General features: G+C 69.4%; 20 protein-coding genes and 1 pseudogene. 11 read left to right on the forward strand and 10 right to left on the reverse strand.

Annotation, left to right across the window (positions count from 1 at the left end; all coding sequences use genetic code 11):
- The first annotated feature begins 212 nt into the window (after window positions 1-212).
- Complete coding sequence (locus GF068_RS16440) at window positions 213-2,321, forward strand: hypothetical protein (RefSeq protein WP_153820311.1); 2,109 nt, start codon at window positions 213-215, stop codon at window positions 2,319-2,321.
- A gap of 66 nt (window positions 2,322-2,387) precedes the next feature.
- Here GF068_RS16440 and GF068_RS16445 read toward each other — a convergent pair whose 3' ends face one another.
- The 6 genes from GF068_RS16445 to GF068_RS16470 form a co-directional block, all read right to left on the reverse strand.
- The gene (locus GF068_RS16445; RefSeq protein WP_153820312.1) at window positions 2,388-3,158 is read right to left on the reverse strand and encodes a hypothetical protein; all 771 of its coding nucleotides are present in this window, start codon (window positions 3,156-3,158) and stop codon (window positions 2,388-2,390) included.
- A gap of 421 nt (window positions 3,159-3,579) precedes the next feature.
- Window positions 3,580-4,146 (reverse strand): hypothetical protein, encoded by a 567-nt coding sequence (locus GF068_RS16450; protein WP_153820313.1) that lies wholly within the window; start codon window positions 4,144-4,146, stop codon window positions 3,580-3,582.
- 19 nt (window positions 4,147-4,165) lie between these two features.
- The gene (locus GF068_RS16455) at window positions 4,166-5,650 is read right to left on the reverse strand and encodes a helix-turn-helix domain-containing protein (protein WP_170319518.1); all 1,485 of its coding nucleotides are present in this window, start codon (window positions 5,648-5,650) and stop codon (window positions 4,166-4,168) included.
- Between the two features lie 70 nt (window positions 5,651-5,720).
- The gene (locus GF068_RS16460) at window positions 5,721-7,022 is read right to left on the reverse strand and encodes a nucleotide sugar dehydrogenase (RefSeq protein WP_338046419.1); all 1,302 of its coding nucleotides are present in this window, start codon (window positions 7,020-7,022) and stop codon (window positions 5,721-5,723) included.
- A 14-nt stretch (window positions 7,023-7,036) separates the two neighbouring features.
- Entirely contained in the window at window positions 7,037-7,765 is a 729-nt protein-coding gene (locus GF068_RS16465; RefSeq protein ID WP_153820315.1) for a tyrosine-protein phosphatase, read from the reverse strand.
- A 57-nt stretch (window positions 7,766-7,822) separates the two neighbouring features.
- Window positions 7,823-8,212 (reverse strand): hypothetical protein, encoded by a 390-nt coding sequence (locus tag GF068_RS16470; RefSeq protein WP_153820316.1) that lies wholly within the window; start codon window positions 8,210-8,212, stop codon window positions 7,823-7,825.
- 141 nt (window positions 8,213-8,353) lie between these two features.
- On the opposite strand from GF068_RS16470, the gene GF068_RS16475 reads away from it, so the two are divergent.
- From GF068_RS16475 to GF068_RS16485, 3 genes are all read left to right on the forward strand, one after another.
- Window positions 8,354-8,770 (forward strand): hypothetical protein, encoded by a 417-nt coding sequence (locus GF068_RS16475; protein ID WP_153820317.1) that lies wholly within the window; start codon window positions 8,354-8,356, stop codon window positions 8,768-8,770.
- Between the two features lie 49 nt (window positions 8,771-8,819).
- Entirely contained in the window at window positions 8,820-9,992 is a 1,173-nt protein-coding gene (locus GF068_RS16480; protein ID WP_338046420.1) for an ArsA family ATPase, read from the forward strand.
- 84 nt (window positions 9,993-10,076) lie between these two features.
- Window positions 10,077-10,823 (forward strand): hypothetical protein, encoded by a 747-nt coding sequence (locus GF068_RS16485; RefSeq protein ID WP_153820318.1) that lies wholly within the window; start codon window positions 10,077-10,079, stop codon window positions 10,821-10,823.
- A 55-nt stretch (window positions 10,824-10,878) separates the two neighbouring features.
- On the opposite strand, the gene GF068_RS16490 is transcribed toward GF068_RS16485, so the two are convergent.
- Window positions 10,879-11,454 carry a hypothetical protein gene (locus GF068_RS16490; protein ID WP_153820319.1) on the reverse strand — a complete coding sequence of 192 codons (576 nt, stop codon included), beginning with the start codon at window positions 11,452-11,454 and terminating at the stop codon, window positions 10,879-10,881.
- 59 nt (window positions 11,455-11,513) lie between these two features.
- Entirely contained in the window at window positions 11,514-12,518 is a 1,005-nt protein-coding gene (locus GF068_RS16495; protein ID WP_153820320.1) for a COX15/CtaA family protein, read from the reverse strand.
- Between the two features lie 148 nt (window positions 12,519-12,666).
- On the opposite strand from GF068_RS16495, the gene GF068_RS16500 reads away from it, so the two are divergent.
- The 6 genes and pseudogenes from GF068_RS16500 (at window position 12,667) to GF068_RS16525 (ending at window position 18,191) form a co-directional block, all read left to right on the forward strand.
- Entirely contained in the window at window positions 12,667-13,488 is an 822-nt protein-coding gene (locus tag GF068_RS16500) for an MOSC domain-containing protein (RefSeq protein ID WP_153820321.1), read from the forward strand.
- Window positions 13,489-13,505: 17 nt separating this feature from the next.
- Window positions 13,506-13,694: pseudogene (locus GF068_RS47370) on the forward strand (NAD(P)/FAD-dependent oxidoreductase); the annotation flags it as partial.
- A gap of 295 nt (window positions 13,695-13,989) precedes the next feature.
- Window positions 13,990-14,214: a hypothetical protein gene (locus GF068_RS16510; RefSeq protein ID WP_153820322.1), complete on the forward strand. Its 225-nt coding sequence runs from the start codon at window positions 13,990-13,992 to the stop codon at window positions 14,212-14,214.
- A gap of 96 nt (window positions 14,215-14,310) precedes the next feature.
- Window positions 14,311-14,664, forward strand: coding sequence for a hypothetical protein (locus tag GF068_RS16515; RefSeq protein WP_240806944.1), 354 nt, complete (start codon window positions 14,311-14,313; stop codon window positions 14,662-14,664).
- Window positions 14,665-14,682: 18 nt separating this feature from the next.
- A complete protein-coding gene (locus GF068_RS16520) occupies window positions 14,683-16,497 on the forward strand; it encodes a radical SAM protein (RefSeq protein ID WP_153820324.1) in 1,815 nt (604 codons plus the stop codon).
- Window positions 16,494-18,191 carry a radical SAM protein gene (locus tag GF068_RS16525; protein ID WP_153820325.1) on the forward strand — a complete coding sequence of 566 codons (1,698 nt, stop codon included), beginning with the start codon at window positions 16,494-16,496 and terminating at the stop codon, window positions 18,189-18,191. Before GF068_RS16520 ends, GF068_RS16525 begins: the two co-directional genes overlap by 4 nt.
- 52 nt (window positions 18,192-18,243) lie before the next feature.
- Here GF068_RS16525 and GF068_RS16530 read toward each other — a convergent pair whose 3' ends face one another.
- A complete protein-coding gene (locus GF068_RS16530) occupies window positions 18,244-18,996 on the reverse strand; it encodes a hypothetical protein (protein ID WP_153820326.1) in 753 nt (250 codons plus the stop codon).
- Window positions 18,997-19,056: 60 nt separating this feature from the next.
- On the opposite strand from GF068_RS16530, the gene GF068_RS16535 reads away from it, so the two are divergent.
- Entirely contained in the window at window positions 19,057-20,052 is a 996-nt protein-coding gene (locus tag GF068_RS16535; protein WP_153820327.1) for a beta-ketoacyl-ACP synthase 3, read from the forward strand.
- A gap of 6 nt (window positions 20,053-20,058) precedes the next feature.
- Here GF068_RS16535 and GF068_RS47045 read toward each other — a convergent pair whose 3' ends face one another.
- A complete protein-coding gene (locus tag GF068_RS47045) occupies window positions 20,059-23,121 on the reverse strand; it encodes an Ig-like domain-containing protein (RefSeq protein WP_153820328.1) in 3,063 nt (1,020 codons plus the stop codon).
- Between the last annotated feature and the right edge of the window lie 8 nt (window positions 23,122-23,129).

The raw sequence follows: 23,129 nt of genomic DNA on the forward strand, positions 1-23,129 counted from the left end.
ATCGCGGCAATGAGGCCTCTCCGCGGAGGCTAGGACATTCTCGCGTCATTGGCGCCATTGCGATCGTGCGCGCCGGGGAGCACACTGCGTCTGATACGTGATTCACCTGCCGGCTGCTCCGGCAGGTGGCGTATCGGGGAGGATCGCGCGGGGCCCGCTGTTCGTGGGCTCAGGGGCGCGCTCGTCCTCGTGCTTCGGAAAGGAGCAATGACATGGCGCAGTATACTTCTCTCAAGGCGCTCTCCGGCGCTCGTGGCACTTTTTATAGCCCCGGAGGAGCCCACGTTTATTTCGTCACCGATAACGGCAAGGTGAGCCGCGTCCGGTTCACGCACTCCGAGATCGTCGACCAGGGCGCGAGGCGAATCACCAAGTCCACCCTCACCCACAACCTCGACGGCGGCACGGACCTCGGGGATATTCGGTGGAGCAATACCCTCGCCCATTCGACCGGCGCCCTCCAATCGGTCGGCAACGCCCGCATCGCCGCGATGGCGGCGCCCCCTCCGGACGGCTACGCGAACGTCGCGGCCGACACGCTCGAAGAGCTCGCCATCGCAGACACCGTGCTGCCCGAGGACGGCACCTCCTCGGAGGGCAATGCCTACGCCGTCCTGACCAGCAAGGGGAACCTCGCGAAGGTCCGCATCTACAAGGACACCTTGCTGAACCAGACCTGGATGGAGTGGGTCACCTACCGGCTCAGCAAGGAGCCGGAGGACGTGGGCACGGGCTTCGGCGCGCCGACGGATCTGATCATCAAGAGGAGCCCCGAGGACCTCCTCCTTTACGTGTGCGGCGTCGGCGATTTCGGCGGTTGCGTGTATGTCGCCTTCTCGTCCGCGGCGCTGCTGAAGCCCGATTTCGGGTGGAACCAGGAGTACATCATCGCCGACGGCCTCGATTCCCCGAAGCAGATGGTGCTCGCGGGCGACGATCGCACGATCTTGCTCGCCGACGGCGTCACGCTCTGGGCCATCGACTCGGACCTCTACACGCCGGCCGACAAGGTCGACCTCTTCGCGGGCGTCGCGTCTCCCCTCGGCGGGATCAGCGGCGTCGCGATCGCGAAGGACGGGGTCACCGTGTACCTCTCGAGCAGCACCGACAACAAGGTGCACGTCGGTCAGTTCGATCTCGACACGATGAAGCTGACCCTCGATCCGGAGCCGCTCGCGCCGAGCGTGACCCTCGGCCCGGTGGGCACGCTGGCCTGGGCCGACGAGGAGCAGACCGCCCTGCTCGTCGCCGTGGGGGACGACCCCAATGGCAACAAATTGCTCCGCGTTCCCCTCTCGGATCCGGCCGACATGCAGGACCTGCTCGAGGGCACGGCGGGCGTCGGCGAGCCGCGCAGCGTCGAGCTCATCGGGCCCCAGCTCTACGTGATGACGAGCAGCGGCGGCGTCGGCGAGCTGAATTGCGGGTTGCCCATCGGCCTCGACGTGCCGCTCGGCATCGGCTTCGTGCCCTTCCAGTCCATCGTCCAGAGCGGCGAGTTCGAGGGCCTCGCGGACACCACGGACCTCGCCGGGTATTTCTTCAAGGTGCAGAATGCGGCCTTCGGCGGCACGATGCATTTCCAGTTGAACCACGCGAAGGCCTACCAGGACGGGCATCGTTACTACCAGATCCGGTTCATCCAGAATGGCGTCGCCAAGGCGATGACCGCGTCCTTCACCGATGCCAAGTGGAGCCGCACGCTCCTGCGCTTCGAGCCCGCGGCGACGGCGGCGGTGACGGTGGGGAGCCGGACGGGTTGTTACCCGGTCCGCGCGCCGGGCGATCTCTGGTACAACGCGCACCTCGGCGCGCTGCTCAACACGACGAGCCTGCCGAACGGCGTGCAGACGCTCGAGATCACGTTCCTCGACGAGAATGGCGTCGTCTTGGGGGTCTTCTCGCGGAAGATCCGGATCGAGAACGTGGGTTGCGGCTTGAAGTTCCTGAACTTCCTCATCAATGGGACGCCGCCGTCCTCGGCGTGCGGCGTGTACCAGTACGGGAGCAAGGACGATCCGGTGGTGCTCGAATTCGAGGCGACGTACCCGGGCACGATGCCGGCGACCTACAGGCTCGATGTCCGCGTCGGATCGAAGCTGATCACCACGCAGAGCGGGATCTACGACCCGGAGAGCCCGCTCTTCAGCCGATCGTTCGACCAGCTCCGCGATCTGATGGGCAAATGCAACATCGCCACGGTCTCCGCGTCGATGTGGATTCACCCGCGGGTGATCAACGGCCACCAGTTCATCGGCGGCGCCGGCAAGGGCGCGGCCTTCTCGCTGGTGCCGCTGAGCTTCGACATCGACGAACCCTGAACCACTCGCCGATTCGCCCCCCGTCCGCCCTTCGCGCATGCCGCGAAGGGCGGGCGGGGGCGCCCCCTATTCTTTCCCCGGCTCCACGATCGGCGGCGTCGGCTCCGAGTCTTCCGCCTCGGGCAGCCCTGCGCGTCGCCGCGCCGTTGGCCTTACGCGGTCGGCGAGCGTGGATTGCGCGGCCATCGTGAACAGCCCGGCCAGCGTATCGGCGACGCCGGGATATACCTTCCCCCAGCGCGACATGAGCTCGTCTTTTGCGGTTTGCGTGAGCTGCGCCTCCCGCTTTTCGCGCTCCACGTGGTCGAGGGACGTGCGCAGCGCGGTCATGGCGAGCGAGAGGTCGTCGGCGGCGGCGATGGGAGCGAGCGTCAGGCTCTTGATTTTGGGCTGCTCGGTGAGCGGCCGCTTCCGCAGGAGGGTCTCGGCGTTTCCGGCGAGCGCGAGCAGGAGCTGCGGATCCTCGGGCAGGGCGCTGTCGAGCCCGTACGCCTCGGCGACGGCGGGGCCATAACTGCGGACGACGAGCTCGCGCAGCGATGCATAGACGTTTTTCAATTCGGCGATGTGCTCCTCGCGCTCGGCGCGGAACCCGTCGTCGTCGGCGAGCTCGGTGGCGTGGTCGCGATCGGCGTCCTCGAGCGCCGTGGCATAACGACCCATCGAATTGCCCACGGCCGTGATGACATCGGCGACCGTGAGGGTCTCCGGCACGCCATCGGGGAAGAGCAGCTTCTCGAGCGCCGGCGCCACCTGGGGCCCGTGCACCGTCGCCGCGGTCTGCACATATCGCGCGATGACCACACGATCGGCGACCATCTTGGAGACTTTACTCATGTCACCTCCCTTTCAAGGTCGAAGGTGGCCGGTGTAACACAGCAGAGGTCGGCGAGGAAACGGTTTTCTGCAGGAGGGGCGGAAGGAGGAAGGAGGAGTTGGAAGCTGGGACACGTGTTTTGGTTTGAAATATAGGAGATGGCTCACGTCCGGAAGGCGTGTGTGAGGCGCGTCGGGGCGCGTCGGGGGAGGAGGGACGCGGGTTTCAGCGGGGGAAGAGCGCGTCGGGCGGGAAGGGAGGAGGGGCTCGGCCGGGGAAGAGCGCGGCGGGCGGGAAGGGACGGGAGGGGGCGAGCGGTGAGAGGCGCGGGGGGCGAGGCGGGAGGGGGATGCGGATCTGGGAGGGGCGCGGCGGGGGCGCAGGCGAGGGGATCAGGGGGCGGGAGGGGAGGGGCGGGGCAGGCGGGGAGGGGGTGCGGCTTCAAGACTTTTGCGGGATCACGACCTGCCCCGTCCAGATACGGGCGAAATCGGGGCGTGAGATGGATAAGGGCTGTCCCTCGCGCGGATACCAGGGATCCAGGTAGCGGTAGCCTCCGGTGAAGCTCTCGACCAGCACGATCGCGTGGTGCGGATGCTGGGGGATGCGGCGGCTCAAGTCTTCACGCTTGTGGATGTCCTCGGGCGATCGACGCATGAGGGCGCCAAAGCGTGATTTCGCGGCCGGAGGATGCCGTTCGTGGTGCATGGTCATCGGACCGGGGTAGACGTCGACCATGAGCCAGGTGCCTTGTCCCAGGTACGCGTCGAGCAGCATGCGCTCCTCGGATTTGTCCCAATCGAGGTATCGGAACTTCCAGTCCGTGATCCTGGCTGCGAGCCGCAATCCCGCCGCAGGTTCGAGATCGCGCCGGATGGCGCCCTCGTCCGGATCGACGCCGAGCCACCGCTGGAGGATACATACACACGCAACGACGCATCCGTCGGCGACGGCTTGCTCCTGGTGAAACACGGCCGGGCTGCGCCGCGAGGTCTTCGCACGGGCCATGACGAGAAGCCGGCGCCGTCTACGACGAAGTGGCGCGTGCACGCTTGCGCGCACCGCGCCGGGACGAAGGGGCGGGGCGATCGAGGACGCTGTCGATGATCTCGAAGCCACGCGTGACCCGAACGAACCCTGCGGGGCGTACGGAGCCCTGGTCGCAAGCCTCGACGACCATCACTTGAAAGCCATACGGCTCGCGCAGCACGACCGCGGCGTGGAGGCACTCGTACCCCGGCGTCTCTTGCAGGTACCCATCGACGCGCGAGCGCGCCTTGTCTTCGGGCGAGCGCAGCGGCGCGCGCTGGGCGTCGTCGAGCTCGGCGTGGGGGGGAAGCTCGTCCGTGAGCCCGAGGCCGAGATAATCGCGGGCAGTCACGGGATCGATGGCGCCGCGCGCGAGGGCGCGCAGCGCGAGGTCCTGGAGCGCACCCGCGCGTAGCCCGATGGCCCCGCGGTGGACGTCCGGGTGCTCGGATGGCGTGGGAGGAAGGTATTTGCGTGTGAGCATCACGCGGCGCGCGTCGGGGGGAAGACGATACACGTTCTTCAGCACGTTGATCGCGGTCTCACGGCCGACGCCGTAATGATGGCTCACGGCGACGATGGCTTCCTCCGAGGTCGCGTCCGTGCGCCCCACGAGCTGCCGGACGCCCTCGGGCGGGGCGAGGAAATACGCGGCGAACGCGCTGGCGCGGCGCTCGATGCTCTCGAAATCGTCGAAGAGGTGAAACCGACGATAGGACCTCCGCCGGGCCCCTTCCTCGTCCCCCGCCGGCGGCCTCGGGCTGAACAGGACGAACCCGCGTGGCCGGCTTTCGCTGAGCACGTTCCGATCGAAGACGAGGTGACACAGCTCGTGGGCGAGCGTCATGCGGGTGCGCCAGAAGAGCTCGGCGCCGCCGACGAGGTTGACGAGAATGGCGGGCGCGGGGCCACGCGCCGAGGCTCCATCGATGTCGCGATCGAGCTCGTCGGGGCTGACCCAGAGGATGTCGACGCCGAGCCGGCGCTCGAGCAGGTCGATCATGGAGGGAATGGGATCGAGGCCCAGGCCGAGGTGCGCGCGGAGGGATCGAGCGAGGCGCTCGGCGCCATGCGGCGGGGGCGAGGCGTCGATGGGCCGCGCTTTGAGGCCATTCAGGAGGGAGCTGTCGCGAGGCTCGTGGAGAAGGTCGCGCAGATCGGCGATGTCGCGGGCCGTGCGGACGAACTCCCCGAGGACGCGGTGGGCCTCGGCGCTCGCGAGCTCGTCGAGGCTGCTGGGCGTCTGAATCGAGCGAAGGAGCAAGCCCATGGGCGCATGCCGGGCTTCACCGGCGAGGAAGCGCTTCAGGGACAGGCCAAAGGTCTGGGCGTAACGGTCGAGCAGGGCGGGGGAAGCTTCGTCCTTGCCGTTCTCGATACGACGGAGGCCGTCCGTCGAGAGGCCGAGGAGACGCGCCATGGCGTGCTCCGAGAGCTTGGCCGCCTGTCTGGCGTCACGGACGATCGCGGGGATGGAGAGCATCGTACAGTGTTGAGGATAGGGGTAGCACGGAGGCCGGCAGGCCATCTACACCGGGGCGCGAGCGCCCCTTCTACAACCGCACGACCTTCCCCTTGTCCCCCTCCACCTTCCGCAGCGCATCCCGCGTATCGACCACGAGCTTCGCCTCCCGCAGGAGCCGTCCATAATCGACCGCCGCGTGATCCGTCACGATCACCACCGCGTCGTATTCGCCGTACGCCACCGTGTTCGGCTCCGATCGCATCACGATCCCGCCCTCGTCGCACTCGGGCACGTACGGGTCGTGGTAACGCACCTCCGCCCCGAGGCCCTGGAGCTGGTGGATGATGTCGAAGGCAGGCGACTCGCGGTAATCGGCCACGTCGCGCTTGTACGCCACGCCGCTCACCAGGATCTTCGAGCCGTTCGCCGCCTTGCGCGCGCCATTGAGCGCCTGTTGCACGAGGTGCACCACGTATTCGGGCATCGCGCTGTTGATCGTGTCCGCCAGCTCGATGAAGCGCGCCTGGTATTTCAACGTGCGCATGCGCCACGAGAGATACAGAGGATCGATCGGGATACAATGGCCGCCGAGGCCCGGGCCCGGGAAGAAGGGCATGAAGCCAAACGGTTTTGTGGCTGCCGCGCGGATGACCTCCCAGACGTCGATGCCGAGCTTGCGGCTCATCAACGCGACCTCGTTCACGAGGCCGATGTTCACCGCGCGGAAGGTGTTCTCCAGGAGCTTGACCATCTCGGCCGCGTCCGTGCTCGAGACGGGAACCACGGTCTCGATGATCTTGCCATAAAGCGCCATCGCAGCTTCGAGGCAACCAGGCGTCGCGCCGCCGAGGACCTTCGGCGTGTTGCGCGTGCCATAGGTCTTGTTGCCAGGGTCCACGCGCTCGGGGCTGAAGGCGATGAAGACGTCCTTGCCGAGCTCGTAACGGCCCGCCGTCAGCTTGGGGACCAGGACCTCGCGCGTCGTGCCAGGGTACGTCGTCGATTCGAGCACGATGAGCATGTTCGGGTGCTGGTGCTCCGCGATCTCGTCGCTCGCCGAAAGGATGAACCGCATGTCCGGGTCCTTCGTCTTGTTCAGCGGCGTCGGGACGCAGACGACGATCGCGTCGGCCGCGCTAAGGACCGCAGGGTCGGTCGTGGCCCGCAGGCGCCCTTCGGCGACGTGCGGGGCGAGCGCCGAGGACGGGATGTCGCCGATGTACGATTCGCCCTGGCCGAGCAGCCGAACCTTCTCGTGATCCTTGTCGTAGCCGGTGACGGAGAAGCCGGCCCGGGCGAACTCGACGACGAGCGGCAGCCCGACGTAGCCGATGCCCACGACGACGATGTGCGCGCTACGATCCTCGATCTTCTTGAGAAGCTCCTGCACGATGCGTGTCCCTTTCACGAGTCGACCCGGCCCTCCAGGATGGAAAGCGGTCCTTCAATCAGCATGTCGCGTGCCTCGGCCAGGCCGAGCGCGTGGTGGAGTCGTTCGATGCCCAAGGCGACGTCCTCGACGTCCCGAGGAGCGTGCGCGTCGCTGCACGCCGCGTAGTAGTAGCCCTCTTCCAGCAAGAGCTCCGCGCACTTCTGCGTCGCGCGGCCGTACTTGCCGACGAGCGAGGCGACGTCGAGCAGGAGGACGGCGCCGCCGTCGAGCAGCGGATCGAGCACGGCGTGGTCGTCCCAGACAGGCGCATAACGCTCCGGATGCGCGAGGACGGGGCGGAGCTTTTTCTTGCGGCGGAGGTCGGCGAAGCGAGAGGCGAGGCGCGCCGGGAAGGCGCGGGTCGGCAGCTCGACGAGGACGGCGCGCTCGCCAGGGTAGGGGAGCGCGTCGCCACGCATGAGGCGCTCGTAGACGACGTCGTCGAAGAAATGCTCGGAGGAGAGCGCGAGCTCGGGCAAGCCAGGGGCGCCTTCGAGCGCCGCGCGGGTGGCCTCGTAGGCCGCGGCGAGGTCGCCCTTCGTGTTGTCGAACATCCCGGGGCGCATGTGCGGCGTGGCGATGACCTTGCCAAAACCAGCTCCCGCGAGGCCCGCGAGCAGGGCGCGGCTGTCCGCGGCGGTCCGGACGCCGTCGTCGATGCCGACCACCCAGTGGCAATGCAGGTCGATGTAACCAGTCATCACGCGTGGCGCGCGAAGCTAGCAGTTTTTGAGCAGGATGGCGGAGCGGGCGTGTTTCTACAGGGCGCGTGTGATGACCTTGGCGATGTCGAGATCCCTGAGGCAACCGTCGGAGCCCTTGCCGAACACACACGCGAGGGTGACGACGCCGTCCTTCAGGCCCACGGAGGCGGTGCCGTCTTTCAGGTTCGTGACGACGATTCGCTTCACGCCGTCGCGGACGGCCTCCTTGCCGAGCTCGTCGACGCAGATGACGCGGAAGGCGTTGGCGAGCAGGCGGACGCCGAGGTGCTGGACGTTCTTCAGCGCGGCCTCGTCGGTCTCGAAGGTCGCCCAGTCGACATCCACGACGACGGGCGCGCCGGCGGCGTCCTGGATGGCTTTTTGCTCGTCCGGGAGCCAGGACTCCTTCGCTTCCTTGATGAGCCGCTTCTCGATGAGTCCCATGAATACCGCCTCCGTTCGCAGCGTGACGATCACGCCGGGCGGCGGAGCATACAGGAAGGAGATCTCGCCGGAAAGTGGACCCCGCCGCGGCACACGGGCGACGATCCGCGGCGGTCCAGGAAGCCCCAAGGAGGTTGTCTCTTGTCGAGGAAGGATCCCAACGAGGCCCCGCCGCCGTCGCTCGGGGCCGAGCGTCGCAGGCGCCGGAGCGACGATCCGATCACGGCGCTGCACTATCAGCTCTCGGTCGCGCGCAGCGAGGGCAAGCTCGAGGCCCTCGTGCTCGTCGATGATCGAGGTTGCCTCGTCGCAGGCGCAGGCGCGTGGCCCGTCTGCGAGGAGCTCGCCGCCTACGCGCCCCTGCTCGCCGAGCCCGATCTGCCAAAAAACGCCGTCGTCGGGACGAGGATCGCCGATCTGTCGCGCGAGGTCGTCGTGAGCTCGCTCCCGCTCGGCGCCGCGGAGGCGCTGCTCGCGGTGCGCGGGGGTGGGGACGATCGCTCGGCGTTCGTCGCGCGGGCAGCGGCGGGGGTGCAGCGGATCCTGCGGGCGGCCTGAGCGCTTTCCGTCATCCCCGAGGCTCCAGAGCCGTGCTAAAGCGCGGCCCGTGGTTGCCTCGGATCCTCGTTCGTCCACGCCCGGCGGGCTCGGCAAGCTGCTCGAATCCCGGCGAGTCCTGCTCGTCGTTGGTTGCGGCGGGGTCGGCAAGACGACCACGACGGCGGCCCTCGGCCTCGCCGCGGCGCGCCGAGGGAAACGTGTCCTCTGCTTGACGATCGATCCGGCGCGGCGCCTGTCGCAGAGCCTCGGCATCGAGGAGATGAAGACCGAGGCGCAGAGGATCGATCCCGCCCTCTTCGCGCAGGCCGGCGTGTCCGTCACGGGCTCGATGACCGTGATGATGCTCGACACGAAGAGCACGTTCGACTCGCTCGTGCAGGAGCTCGCGCCCTCCGTCGAGCAGCGCGAGCGCATCCTGAACAACGTGCTCTACAAGTACATCTCGACCTCCCTCGCCGGCACGCAGGAGTACATGGCGATGGAGAAGCTCTACGCGACGAAGGGCGATCCGAGCTACGACCTCATCCTGCTCGACACGCCGCCGACGCCCAACGCGCTCGACTTTCTCGATGCGCCGGAGCGGCTCGTCGGCGCGATCGACAGCGCCGCGACGCGGTGGCTCGTGCAGGCCGTGCAGAGCTCGGGGAAGTTCTCGATCAACGTGCTCGCGAGGAGCGCAGCGGCGATCGTGCGCGGCATCGGGAAGGTGTCGGGCAGCGGGTTCCTGGAGCAGATGGCGGCGTTCATCGCGGAGATCAACTCGGTCTTCGGCGGATGGAAGAAACGCGCCGACGCGGTGAGCGCAGCGCTGCGCGGGCCCGACGTCGCGTACGTGCTCGTGACGACGCCGGATCCGCTCGCCGTGCGCGAGGTGATGTTCTTCGCGGACCGGCTGCGCGAGCAGGACATGCGGCGCGACGCGTTCGTGGTGAACCGGGTGCACCCGACGTACGGGCGGGTGCCGGACGCGGACGAGGTGGAGGCGGCGCTCGCGAGGAGCACGATCCCGCTCGGGCCAGGGGCGCCGGAGCGGCTGCGGCGCGCGGCGGAGGACGAGAGCCGCATGGGCAAGCTCGACGCGCTGCACCTCGTGGGGCTCGAGGCCGCGCTGGAGGACGAGGCGTCGGGCGGGAGCCTGCTCGCGCACGTGCCGGCGTTCCCGTACGACATCCACGATCTGGAGCGGCTGTCGCGGATCGCCGAGGTGCTCGCGCCGTAGACCTTCTCTCCCGTTCCGCCCCGCGCGTCGTCGTGGCATGTTCAGGACATGAATCGAGGCGGTTCGAGCTTTTCCCGCCCGCGCATGCGGCTTCTGTTTCTTTCACTTTTCGGGGCGCCGCTGGTGCTCGCGTGGCTCTCGGGCGCGGCGGGTTGCACGGAGGAGACGGGCCTCGAGCCGCGGCCCGGCTTCCCCGGCGATAGCTGCACGAAGACGGACGACTGCGCGACGCCGCTGCGCTGCATCGGCAACGTGTGCGTGGAGCCTCCGGGCAGCGGGAACGACGCGGGCGTCACGCCGGACGGTTTTGGCCCCGGCCCCGGGCCGAGCGCCGACGCGGGGCCGTGGAGCCAGTGCGACGAGTGCCTGGAGGGGACGTGCGGGCAGGCCGAGAAGGCGTGCGGGCCCGATTGCCAGAGCATCGAGGCGTGTATCGAGACGCTCTGCGCGAACCTGAGCGCGATGGGCTTGCCCGACGAGGCGGCGTGTTTCGTGTACTGCCAGGACCGCTTCCCGGCCGGCAAGGAGCAGCACCTCGCGGTGGTGAACTGCGCGCAGGAGGTGATGTGCTCGCCGCCCTGCACGTTCTACCCGCAGGACTACGAGCTCTGCCGCACGTTCATGAACAACGGCGATTGCACGGGCTACCAGAAGGCGTGTGAAGCGGACTCGCGCTGCACGACGTACCGCGACTGCGTGAAGTTCTGCGGATCGATCGCAACCTGCACGGCGTGTGACGACACGGCGGACGCGACCGAGGGGCGGAAGCTGCTCGAGGCCTACGAGCAGTGCGTCGCGGGGGAGTGTTTGACGGAGTCCTGGATTCCTTGACCTCACCCCCCAGCCCCCTCTCCGCGCGGCGGAGAGGGGGAGGGCGAGAGGAGGTTCAGGGGCAGTTCGGGTTCGCGGCCTCGACGACGGCGCAGTACTCGGGCGCGCCGGAGTCGCCGCAGATCGTCTTGCAGGTCTGGCAGAAGACGCAGGAGTCGAGGGCCTGGAACTTCTGGAGCGCGGCCGCGGGCGTCGCGAGGTCCTCGGCGCACTTGATCGTGCAGCAGCCGCCCTCCGTGCTGAGGACGCATTTGTCGTAGGAGCACGTGGCGAGGGCCTGGCAGTCGGGGTCGGCGACGCAGGCGTCGGCGAGCGCCTTGCACTCGTTCGCGTACGCGCCGGTCTGGTTGTCCGTGCAATCGCTGCAGACCGAGTAGCCGCTGCTGCCGCCCGTGCCGGAGGAGCTCGACGACGCGCCGCCGCCCATGCCGGAGGAGCTCGACGCGCCGCCGCCCATGCCGGAGGAGCTCGACGCGCCGCCGCCCATGCCAGACGAGCTCGACGAGCTCGAAGCCGGACCGTTGCCCGTCCCGCCGGCGCCGCCCGTGCCGCCCGTGTCATCGCCGCATCCCACGCTCACGAGCACAGCGCCGATCGCCGCGAGCCCGAGCGTATACAATCCAAGCCTCATCGTGTGTCTCCCTTTCAAGCCTGAGCCAAGCGCGCCGCCGCGCGCTTCATGGAGACATCCTACCGCGGAGGTACCTTCTTCGCGCGAGCGAACTCGTCCGGGAGCGTGGGCCAAGGCGCAGGCTCGGCCGATTCCAGCAGAGCGTCGGACCTCGTGGCCTCGGGCGCTTCGCCGAGCGACCACGCCGTGAGCACGACGAGCGCCATCCACACGAGATCGGCGAGCAAGAGGTGCACGAGCTGCATCCACACGGGCGCGAGCAAGAAGAGGTTCAGAAAGCCCGCGCCGATCTGCAGGATCACGAGCACCGAGAGGACACGCGCAGGCTCACGCAGGCGCGCGCGTTGCGAGGCGACGAAGCCCGTCGCGAAGAGCAGGTACGCGGCCACGACGCCAGCCACGATCGGGTGGTAGACGCGGAGCTGCACGAAGGCATGCGCGGTCTGCGAGAGGTCGGCGGCGAGGCCCTCGCTCAAGGTCTTCGCAGGGAAGAGGGTGTCGCCGAGGGCCGCGATCGCGCCGGTCACGCCGACGAGCACGACGCCGAGCAGGCCGCCAAAGAGGACGTAGGTCGGCGCGCCCGCGCTGCCACGGCGAGGCAAGGGGCCACCCGAGGCCCAGAGCGCCGTGAGCGTCATCGACGCGACGAGGAGGAAGGTGTTGATGAGGTGCGCGCTCATCCAGTAGCCACGCGCGATCGAGGTGTCTCCCGCGACGCGCTCGAAGAGGACGATGCCCGCGCCGACGGCGGCCTCGGTGACCATGAAGAACATCGAGGCGGCCGCGCCGAAGCGCACGGCGTGCCGGCGCGGGAAGGCACGGAAGGCCCAGACGAGCTGGACCAGCGTGAGCAGGAAGGCGATCCCCGAGGTGATCCGGTGCGTGAACTCGATCAACGTCTTCACGCTGGGCGCGCGGGGGATCACGTCGCCGTTGCAGGTGGGCCAGTGGCTCCCGCAGCCAGCGCCGGCGCCGGTGGCCCGGACGTAGGCGCCCCAGAGGATCACGGCGAGCGTGACGGCGAGGGTCGCCCACGCGACCGTACGAAACCGACCTTGCGACATGCCACCCGTTCTAGGGCCGGCGGCGGGTCGAGGCGAGCGACTTTCAGCCTCTCGACGCCCGCGCGGGGCCGCCGTATGCCTCCCATGAACCCCCGGTCGACGCTCGGGGGCTCCGCTCGGACGAACCGAGCTCCACCCCCGAAGCCCCATGAGCACCATCACCCTGAGCGGACTCTTCGTGTACCCCGTCAAGGGCGCGCGTGGCATCACCCTCGACCGGGCCCAGGCGACCAGCCTCGGCATCGAGCACGATCGGCGCTTCATGATCGTCGACCCGGACGGCGAGTTCCTCACGCAGCGCGAGCACCCGGAGATGGCGCTGATCGAGACCACGATCGAGGGCGAGGCGCTGATCCTCGGCGCGAAGGGGCACGGGCCGCTGCGGCTGCCGCTCCGCCCCGAAGGGCCCACGAATCGGCGCGTCCGGGTCTGGAGCGACAAGTGCAGCGCGGTCTTCGTCGGCGACGAGGCCGCCGCGTACCTGAGCGATTACCTCGGTCGGCGCGTGGAGCTCGTGTACATGCCCGCGGACGCGGCGCGGCGCGTGGACGGTCGTTACGCGCGACGCAAGGAGCGGGTCGCGTTCGCCGATGGGTTCCCGTTCCTGCTCACGTCCGAGGGCTCGCTCGCGGACCTGAACGCGCGGCTCGCGGAGGGCGTGCCGATGGATCGATTCCGGCCGAACCTCGTGGTGCGCGGCGCGCCGCCGTGGGGCGAGGACGCGTGGACGAGCCTGTCCATCGGCTCGGTGGTGTTCCACTCGCGCAAGGCGTGCAGCCGCTGCAGCGTGATCACCGTGGATCAGGCGACGGGCGCGCGGGGCCAGGATCCGCTGGCGACGCTGGCGACGTTCCGGGCGCGGGCGAACCGGGTGTACTTCGGCTGGAACCTCGTCGCCGAAGAGGAAGGCGAGCTCCGCGTGGGGGACGCCGTGACGCTGCTCGCGCGATCGTACGACGAGGCCCGCTGAAGCCAATGACGAGCCCCATGCAGAACGCAGCGCCGTGGGACGTGATCGTGATCGGCGGCGGGCCTGCGGGCTCGTCCGTCGCGACCTACCTCGCTCGGGAGGGGCGGCGCGTGCTCTTGCTCGAGCGGGAGCGGTTCCCGCGGGAGCACATCGGCGAGTCGCTCTTGCCGGGCGTCTTGCCGTACCTCGACGCGCTCGGCGCGCGCGAGGACGTGGAGAACGCGGGCTTCGAGCGCAAGGAGGGACAAACCTTCGTCTGGGCCGGGATCGTACGCCGTGGGAGATCGACTTCCGCGAGCTCGACGTACACCCGTACGCGTACTTCGTGGACCGGGCGCGCTTCGACGAGATCCTCCTGGTCGTACCGCGCGCGTCGCCTCTCGGGGCCGGGGATCTTGCTCGCGGGGGACGCGGCCTGCTTCATCGATCCGATCCTCTCGACGGTTTTGCGACGTCTGGCTCCGGCCCGAGCGCGCGCGGGATGGCCGCCTCCTCGGCGAGGTGCCCGAGGCTGCGCGCCTCGTCGCCGACGCGTGCCGCGTGATCTGGGAGGCGACGCGGTCGGCGGCGACGCTCTCCGCGGCCTTCGCGGCGGCCGAGGCGGCGCTCCGGGGCCTCGAGCCGGCGGGGTACACGTTCGAGATCTCGGGTCGGCTCGGGATCACGGAGGATGGAGAGCCCGACCCGGCTGCGACGAGCGCCACGGCGAGCGCCACGATCGGTTGATTTTTCTGCACGGGAGCGCGCCGTCCCGGGCGTGCACATCGGCCGGAGCTGGTTCAGCCTGCACGACGTATGGCGATCACGTGCAGGGAAGAAGCGATGCGGTGGGTGCATCGGTATGCGATCGGCGGCGCGGCCTTCGCGGCGCTCCCGCTGCCGATCTCCACGAGCGCGGGCCTCGCCGCCCTCGAGGTCCACATGTTCAACTTCATCGGCGGCGTCTACGGCGAGTCCGTGGGCAACCTGGCGAGCCTCGCGGCGGGCGGCGGGCTCGAGGTGATGGGCGCGGGCCTCAAGTTCGTCGCCACGCGCGCCGTCTCGTTCGTGCCCGGGCCCGTGGGCATCGTCGTCCGGGCGAGCATCGCCGCGGTGGTGATCGAGACCCTCGGCCGCGCGATCATCGGACATTTCGAGCGCAAGCACCCCGGGAGGCTCTTTTCGCCCGCGGCTTAGGATAGGATCGCGCCGAACGTGAAGGCGCTGATCAAAGTCGGCTACGCGTGCAACGAGAACTGCACGTTCTGCCACACCGCCGACATCCGGCACCTCGACGACACGGCCGAGCGGGTCGAGTGGAAGATCGACCGCGCCAAGCGGCTCGGCGCCTCGATGGTCGTCCTCTCCGGCGGCGAGCCCACGATGCGGCCCGAGCTCTCGCGCTGGGCGCGCCGCATCGCCGCGCACGGCCTCGATTTCGGTCTCGTCACGAACGGCCTGATGCTCTCCTACCCGCACGTCGTCGACGAGCTCGTGGGCGAGTGCCGCCTCCGGTACGTCTACATGTCCCTGCACGGCGGCGAGCCCAAGGTGCACGGCTCCGTCGTCCGCGCCGACACGTTCCACAAGGCCATGCAGGCCATCGAGAACCTGCACGGCCGGATCCCGGATCTCACGATCAACTGCGTCGTGACGACGGCGAACCTGAAGCACCTCCGAGGCCTCGTCGATCGGCTGCTCCCGCTCCCGGAGCTCTGCATCAAGCTCTCGATGACGCAGCCGAAGGGCGCGGCGAACCGCGCCTTCGACGTCATCGTGCCCGACGTCGCCGCCTGCGCCGCCCGCGTGAAAGAGGCCATCGAGCACGGGCTTTCGCGCCGGAGCGAGCGCGGGCCCCGCTTCGCGCACGACGGCCTGCCGTTTTGCCTGCTGCCCGGCCTCGAGCACCTCTACGACGACCTCAAGACGCACCGGTACGCCACGATGATCGAGGCCGACGAGGACGACTTCGTCCCCGTCGACGACGTGGCCAAGATCCAGCCCGAGGAGACCTGCGGCGACTGCGCGCTGCGCGGCGCGTGCCCGGGGCTGTATCGTGGTTACTTCGAGGTCCACGGCGCGAGCGCGCTCCGGCCCGTCACGGATCGCCCGCGGGCGAACTCGTACAACTTCGTCCCCGAGCGCGACATCGCGCGCCCGCCCGGCGCGCCTTGCCCGGTCCGCGCGGACGGCACGAGCCCCTACGATCGCGGCCGCACCTTGTTCTTGCGCCTCAAGGATCGCATGCGCCTCTTCCGCACCGAGACGCGTGATTTCTCCGACGAGGAGCTGCTCGGCTTCAAGGAAGGCGCCGGCCAGGTCTACCTCGACGTCTCGACGAAGCTCGCCCCGGATGACTTCGCGAAGGACTTACGGAAGTTGCGCCCCTCCGCCGAGTGTGAGGCTTGCCCCGAGCGCCCGCGTTGCACCGGCGCGTGGGAGCCCGTGCCCGTCGACGTCTTCACGCGCGACGATCGCGCCGTGCTCGACATGCTCGCGGAGCTCTCGGGGCGCGTGCTGGATCTCGGCTGCGGCGAGGGCCCGTACCTCGACGCGCTCGCGCGGCGCGCGGCGGAAGGGCACATCGAGTACGTCGGCGTGGATCCGGATCCGCAGCGGCTCGCCGTGCTCGCGTCGCGCCATCCGTTCGCGCGTTTCGTGGTCGGCCGCGCGGAGGAGCTCGGCGAGGAGCTCGGCACGTTCGACCACGTGCTCGTGCTCCGCAGCGTGAACCACCTCGAAGATCCGGCGCGCGCGTTCGGCGCGGCGATCACGCGGCTCCGGCCCGGGGGCACGCTCACGCTCGTGGACAACGTGGCGTTTGGGCTCGTGCGCAGCCGCGCGCACGCGGCCCGCGCGGAGGCCGCGCCCGGAAACCGGTTCGAGCATTACCGCAACGACGACGCGGCGCGGGCCGCGCGGCGCCTCGAAGGCGAGCCCTTGCGCCTCCTCGAGCGCCGCGACGTCGGCCGCGCGACCAGCAACCAGTGGATGTTACGCTACGAGCGTTTGGTAGAGGTGCCATCGTGACTGCTCCCGCCCCTCGACGACTCCCGATCGCCCCGGCGCAAGCGGAGACGGCGTTCGCCGACTTCCAGAACGAGGCCCTGCTCGCGGGCGCCGAGGGCGAGGGCAAGACGCTCGCGCACGAGGCGGCCGCGCACGAGAAGCGCAACTGGGTGCGCCTCTCCTACGACTGCAACAACCACTGCACGTTTTGCCTCGACTCGAACGCGCACGACGGCACGATGCGCGCGACGCAGGACATCAAGGTGCAGATCGTCGAGGGCCGCAGGCGCGGCGCCGATCGCCTGATCCTCTCGGGCGGCGAGCCGACGATGCACCCGAACTTCCTCGACTTCGTGAAGCTCGGTCGCCTCGCCGGGTACCGGAAGGTCCAGACCGTGACGAACGGTCGCATGTTCCGCTACCCCGACTTCCTCGAGAAGGCCGCGGACAACGGGCTGCACGAGATCACCTTCTCTCTGCACGGCCACACGGCGAAGCTGCACGACGCGCTCGTCGGCACGCCCGGCGCGTTCGTCGAGGAGGTCGCGGGGCTGAAAGCCGCGCTCGCGTCGGAGAGGTTCATCGTCAACGTCGACATCGTCATCAACAAGCAGAACGTCCGGCACCTGCCGGAGATGCTCTCGACGTTCATCGGTTGGGGCGTGAAGGAGTTCGACCTGCTCCACGTGATCCCCTTCGGCAACGCGTGGAGCGACGCGCGGCACCACCTCTTCTACGACCTCGACGGCAACCTCGAGTACCTCCAGCAGGCCTTCGCGTACGCGCGCCGGCCCGACATCCACATCTGGCTGAACCGCTTCCCACCCCCGTACGCCGAGGGGTTCGAGGATCTCATCCAGGATCCTTACAAGCTGAACGACGAGGTCCGCGGGCGGCGCGAGGAGTTCGATCGGTACCTCTCGCTCGGCAAGAAGCTCATGTGCCGCGAGCCCGAGCGGTGCAAGTACTGCTACCTCGAGAGCCTCTGCGACACGCTCGACGAGGTGATCGACGTGCGCAAGGCCGAGGAGGTCGACGTCCTGCGTTACGCCGGCGAGCCGCCGCGCGCGGGCAAGCTGCCCGAGGCGCGCGTGGCGCGGATCGTCGCGACGAACCTCGCGGAGGCCGCGGCGCTCGCGGCGAAGGCGGCGCCGGGCGCGATCACGCTCGAGCTCGCGTCGTACGAAGGTTTGTCGGGAGCGCTCTCGCCGGAGGGCCAGCTCTTCGGCAAGCAGCTCGTGGCTTGTTACACGGACGATCCCGCCGCGATCGAGCCCTTGCTCGGGATCGCTGGCCCCTTCGAGGTGCGCGCCTTCCTCACGAAGGCGACGGAAGCCGTGATCCGGAGGCTCGAGCCGCCGCCGAAGAACCTCGTGCTCGTCCAGAAAAACTACGACCTCGTCTCGGACGCCCACGCGAACGACGTCGACACGAAATCGTTTTTCGCGACGTACCCCCACATGATCCCGGTGGAGAACGTGCCCGCGTGCCTGGCGGGCCGGCCCGTGCGGACGGCGCCGCGGACGCTGGATCTCGCGATGCTCGGCGCGGACGCGCGGATCGACATGACGGAGTTCACGAAGCGGTACGTGGCCGACGGCTTCTACACGAAGGCGCTCCGCTGCAAGGACTGCCGCGAGAACGCCTCCTGCCGGGGCGTGCACGTGAACTGGGTTCGCGCCCACGGGTTCGGGGCGCTCGAGCCGATGGGGTAGAGGCCTTCACCCCCGGCCCCTCTCCCGCGCGGGAGAGGGGAGGAGAGGCGGGTCAGGGGACGAGGGTGCAGCCGCTGAGCAGGCCCGCGAGCATCTCGCCGCGCGGTTGACCTTCCCAGCCGCTCTCCCAGTGGAACGTCGGGCTCTTCAGCTTGCCCTCCACCGTGTACTTGCACTTCACGCTGAAGCGCGTCGCCGGCAGGTTGCCCGCGAGCGCGGGCTCGCTCCACAGGCCCGCCGCGACGAACTGCACGTTGTCCGTCGACGTGTAGGGACGCAGCGTCTTCTTGTCGTCGCCGGGATCCCCCTTGCCCCACACCTTCTGCGGCGTCTCGAAGCTGCAGTGCCGGCCGTTGACCTCGTCCGTCGCCGCGCAGTTGAGCTCGCGTTTGTCGCCCGCCACCAGCGTGATCTCGACGTCCACCGTCTGACCCGGCTTCCACGCGGGCCCGCGCGGACCGCCGCCCCCGCGCTCCTGACCGAGCAGCGCGAAGCCCGCCGCCAGCGTGCCCACGACGACGACGAAGAGCACCATGCTCTTGCCGAGCGACGCGGAGCTCGGCGGCTGCGCGCGCTTCGGCCCGGCCTTGCCGACCTTCGCCGTCTTCTTCGCCGGCGCCTTCCCCTTCGCCGCCTCCGCCGCAGCCTGCTTCTCGGCAGCCGCGAGCTGCGCCTTCGACTTCGCCTCCGCCTCGGGCTCGGGCTCGGGCTCGGCCCCGCCCTCGGCCTCGTTCTCCGTCTCGCCCTCGTTCTCCGTCTCGCCCTCGTCCTCGTCCCTGTCGTCGTCGCGTTCTTTCTCGGCCATCGCGGGCGGACTCTACCTTCGTCCGCCCCGCTTCTCAAACCTTCTGTTACCCTCCGCGCCATGAGAGCGAGCCTCCCGCGCGCCCGGATTCTCGGCACTGGCCGCTACCTGCCCGCCCGCGTCGTGACGAACGACGAGCTCGCCGCGCGCGTCGGCACCTCGGACGCCTGGCTCAAGGAGCACGTCGGCGTCGAGCGCCGTCACGTCGCAGCCGAAGGCGAGACGACGAGCGACATGGCCACGGCCGCGGCGCGCGCGGCGCTCGACGCGGCCCGGCTCTCGCCTGCGGATCTCGACCTCATCATCGTCGCGACCGTGAGCGGCGACAGCCCCATGCCGGCCACCGCGGCCACGGTCCAGCAGAAGCTCGGCACCGAGCTCGTCCCGTCCTTCGACCTCGCCGCCTCACACGCGGGTTTCCTCTACGGGCTCGCCGTGGCGGAGCAGTCGATCGCCTCGGGCGCGACGCGGACGGCGCTCGTGGTCGGCGCGGACATGCTCTCGCGCCGCGTGGATCCCGAGGATCGGACGACGGCGGCGCTCTTCGGCGACGGCGCGGGCGCGGTGGTGGTCGGCGTGGCGGGCGACGACGGGCGCGGGATCCTGTCGATGCGCCTCGGCGCCGACGGCGCGATGGCCTCGTTGCTCTCGATCCCGGGCGGCGGCACGGGCGAGCCGATGACGCCCGAGCGGCTCGCGGCGAAGCGGAACAAGATCCAGATGGACGGGCCCGACCTGTTCCAGGTCAGCGTGAAGAAGCTCCAGGTCACGAGCATGGAGGCGCTGAAGGCGGCGGGCCTGCTCTCGGACAAACTCGACTGGGTGATCCCGCAGCAGGCGAACCGGAGGATCGTGGACAAGATCGCCGCGCGGCTCGGCTACTCGCGTGAAAAGTTCATCGAGAACCTCGCCGACGTGGGCAACACGGGCGCGGGGTCGATCCCGATCGCGCTCGACGAGGCGGTGCGGGATGGCCGCGTGAAGCCCGGGCAAAACGTGCTTTTGTGCGCGCTCGGCGCGGGCGTCACGTGGGCGGCGTCGATGGTGAGGATGTAGGGCGGGTCAGGGCGCGACGTACCGCATCACGGACGTCGTGAAGTCGCTGAATACGACCGTCAGCTTGATGCAGCTCCCCGAGGGCAACGGCGCTCCGCCCGGCGGGGCGCCGCTGGCGGCGCTCGCGTCCGTCGCGCCCGCGGGCACCTCGCCGTAGCTGATCGGGCCGGCGAACCCGGCCGGGAAGCTCGCCGCCGAGAGGGCCCAGTACGTCGTTCCGCCCGTGACCGGGCCGGGGCCCATTGGCGTCATCGCGTCCGGGTCTGTCACGAAATACCCGAGCGCGTTCACGTTCGCCATCCAGCTCACGAGCGGGCCGCCCATGCCATTCATCGCCAGCGTGAGCTCGTGCGTGCCGGTCGCGCCGTCACACACGGGCGGGCCGACCGGGGGGCGCTTCAAGGTCCAGCGCACGTCGAGCGCCTCGAGCCCGGGGCTGCGCAGGAACAGCGTGCTCTCGCCCTCGTCCGCGACCCCGTCGCCGTCCGTGTCCACGAGATCGAGCGTGGTCGGGAAGCTCCGATTGAGGAAGCCCGGCCCCACCCGGAAGGGGAACGGCGGCCATACCGACTTCGAATCGGCGATCGTCACGTCGACGTCGGTCTGGAGCGTCGGAGACACCTGCGCCGAGATCACGGCGCCGTATGGCGTGGAGGTCGCCTTCACCGGCGTCTCGACGGGGATGATCTTGGTGGGATCGTACTTCTTGTTCATGGAATCGAGCGTCGGGTGATCGACGGTCACGATGTAATCACCCTCGAGCGTGAGCTTCGGCGCGGCCGCCACCGTGAAGCCGATCTTTCGCTCGGCGACGAGCGCCCGCTCGCTCCAGGCCTCGAGCCCCGCGCCGACGACGATCTCGTATTTCCCGCCAAACGCGAGCGGCGCCGCGGGCGTGATGGCCACGTGGCGCTCGGCGGCCTTCACCGTGATCGGCACCTCGGCGCCGCCCTCGTCCGTGAGCCGGATCGACGCGAGGTTCTTCGGATCCTCGAAGACCGGGTGGGAGAAGGTCAACTGGAGATCACCTTCGCTCCGGACATCGACCGCGCCATTGCGGGGCGACGAGTTGAGCAGGAAGAACTCGCGCGCCGTGAGCTCCTCGAGGTACCGCGTGAGGTCCTTCTTCTCGGCGTCCGTGACGTTGCCGAGCGAGAGCTTCAGCATGGCGTCCACGGCCTCCTCCATCGTCCAGGCCGCGCCATTGACGAGCCAGAAGCCATGTCGATACGCGCCGACGAGCGGCGGCACGACGATCGGGTGCGTGGTCTGCGTGCCGCCCTCGGGCAAGCGGAGCCCTTCGGTGGTCAGCGGGCCGGCGTGGCAGCCCGCGCAGTTCGCCTTGCCGCGGAAGATCGCCTCGCCGCGGCGCGCCGCTTCGCTCATGCTCCCGTCCCGCGCGGTGGCCCCGTTCGCCGGGGGCGGGGGGACGAGGGCCGAGAGATAATCGTAAAATGCCTGATGCAGCTCGCCCGTGACGGTGGCGCCGATCGTGGGCCCGGGGCTGCCCCAGAGATACGAGTAGAGGTCGTAGGCGTCGCCCTCCCAGCCGATCATCGAGGGGCGCTCCATCCAGAACATCGGCCGGCTCGCCGACTCGGAGAAGCCACCCGCGGACCACACGTTCCCGTCCGAGAGCGCGTCGACGTGGCAATCGGCGCAGCTATGGTTTTCCCCCGCGCCGGCGCCGGTGCCCGTGTACATGTATTGCCCGGCGGCGACGCCCGCGCTCCGCGGATCGCCGGGGAGGTCGATTTCCTTGTCGGGCATGCCCGCGCTGCTCGCGACCGTGACGCGGAACGATTGCGCGCCGTGGACGAAGAGCCGGTCCTCGCTCGCGAGGATCGTCCGCGGCCGCCCCTCGGCGGCGAAGCGCGTCTTCTCGGCGAGCGTCTCCGGGTCGAGGCCCACGACGGCGTCGCTGCCCTCGAACGACACCCACAACGTGCCGCCCGCGAGGGCCATCCCGAAGGGCCGAACCGCGAATCCCGTGGAGCTCGGCTGTCGGCCCACGTCGACCGCCGCGACCTCGGCGAGGCTCGTCGTATCGTAGGCCGCCACGGAATGGCGGAAGGCCGTCATTCCCGGCGTACCCGAGAGCTCCTCGAGCGCGACCCGCGTCGTCGCGACGTAGAGCCGGTCCTCGTCGAGGTAGAGCCCGCCGATCGTGGATCCGACGGCCTCGATGTATTTCGTCACCGCGAGCGTCTTCGTGTCGACGACGGCGATATCGTATTTATCGTTGCGCTCCTCGACCGGGAATTGCAGCCGCGCGCTCGTCCCCGAGAGGTACGAAGCGACATACAGCGTCGCGCCGTCCTTGCTGAGCGCCATGGCCGTGGAGCTCTTGTTCGTCGCGACGCGCCCGATCACCTCGCGGCGGGCCACGTCGATCACGACCACCGCGCCCTCCGTATTGAGCGAGACGTACGCCTTCGCGCCGTCGGGCGAGAGGACGACGTCGGCGGGCTCGTCGCCGACCCACACGGCGTCGACGAGGCGGCCCTTCGCGACGTCGACGAACCCCACGGTATCACCGGCCTTGTGCGCGACGAGCGCCAGGCCCTGCGCCTTCGCGAACGCGACGGCGACGGGCCACGGGCCGGACTGGATCGTGCCCTTCACCGCGCCGCTCGCCGGATCGACGCGCGTGATCTTCGGCTCGAACAGGTTCGCGACCCAGAGCTCGTCGTTCACCTGGGCGAGGGATCGGGTCTGGTAATAATTGAAGTGCTCGTAGGGCACGTCGTCCGTCACCGTCAACGTGCGGCGCAGCTCGCTGGTTTCGGCGCGGAACACGTAGGTCCCGGGCAGGACGGGCGTGAATCGATGAAAACCGTCGCTCCCGGCGACGACCTGGTTTTCGTTCCCGGCCGGCGCCTCCTCGAGCGTCCACCCGCCCGTCGCGGGGTTCGGCAGCCAGTAGGTCGAACCGACCGGAAATCGCTTGACTTGCTGGAGCTCGAGATCGGCGACCTCGGGCGTCGTCGGCGGAGTGCCCTCGTTTCCGTCTCCGCAACTCGCGCCAGCCGATACGGCGAGCGCCATCACGAGCATGACCGTACCCACGGATGATT

Origin of the sequence: Polyangium spumosum (assembly GCF_009649845.1) — a bacterium.
Lineage (GTDB): Bacteria > Myxococcota_A > Polyangia > Polyangiales > Polyangiaceae > Polyangium > Polyangium spumosum.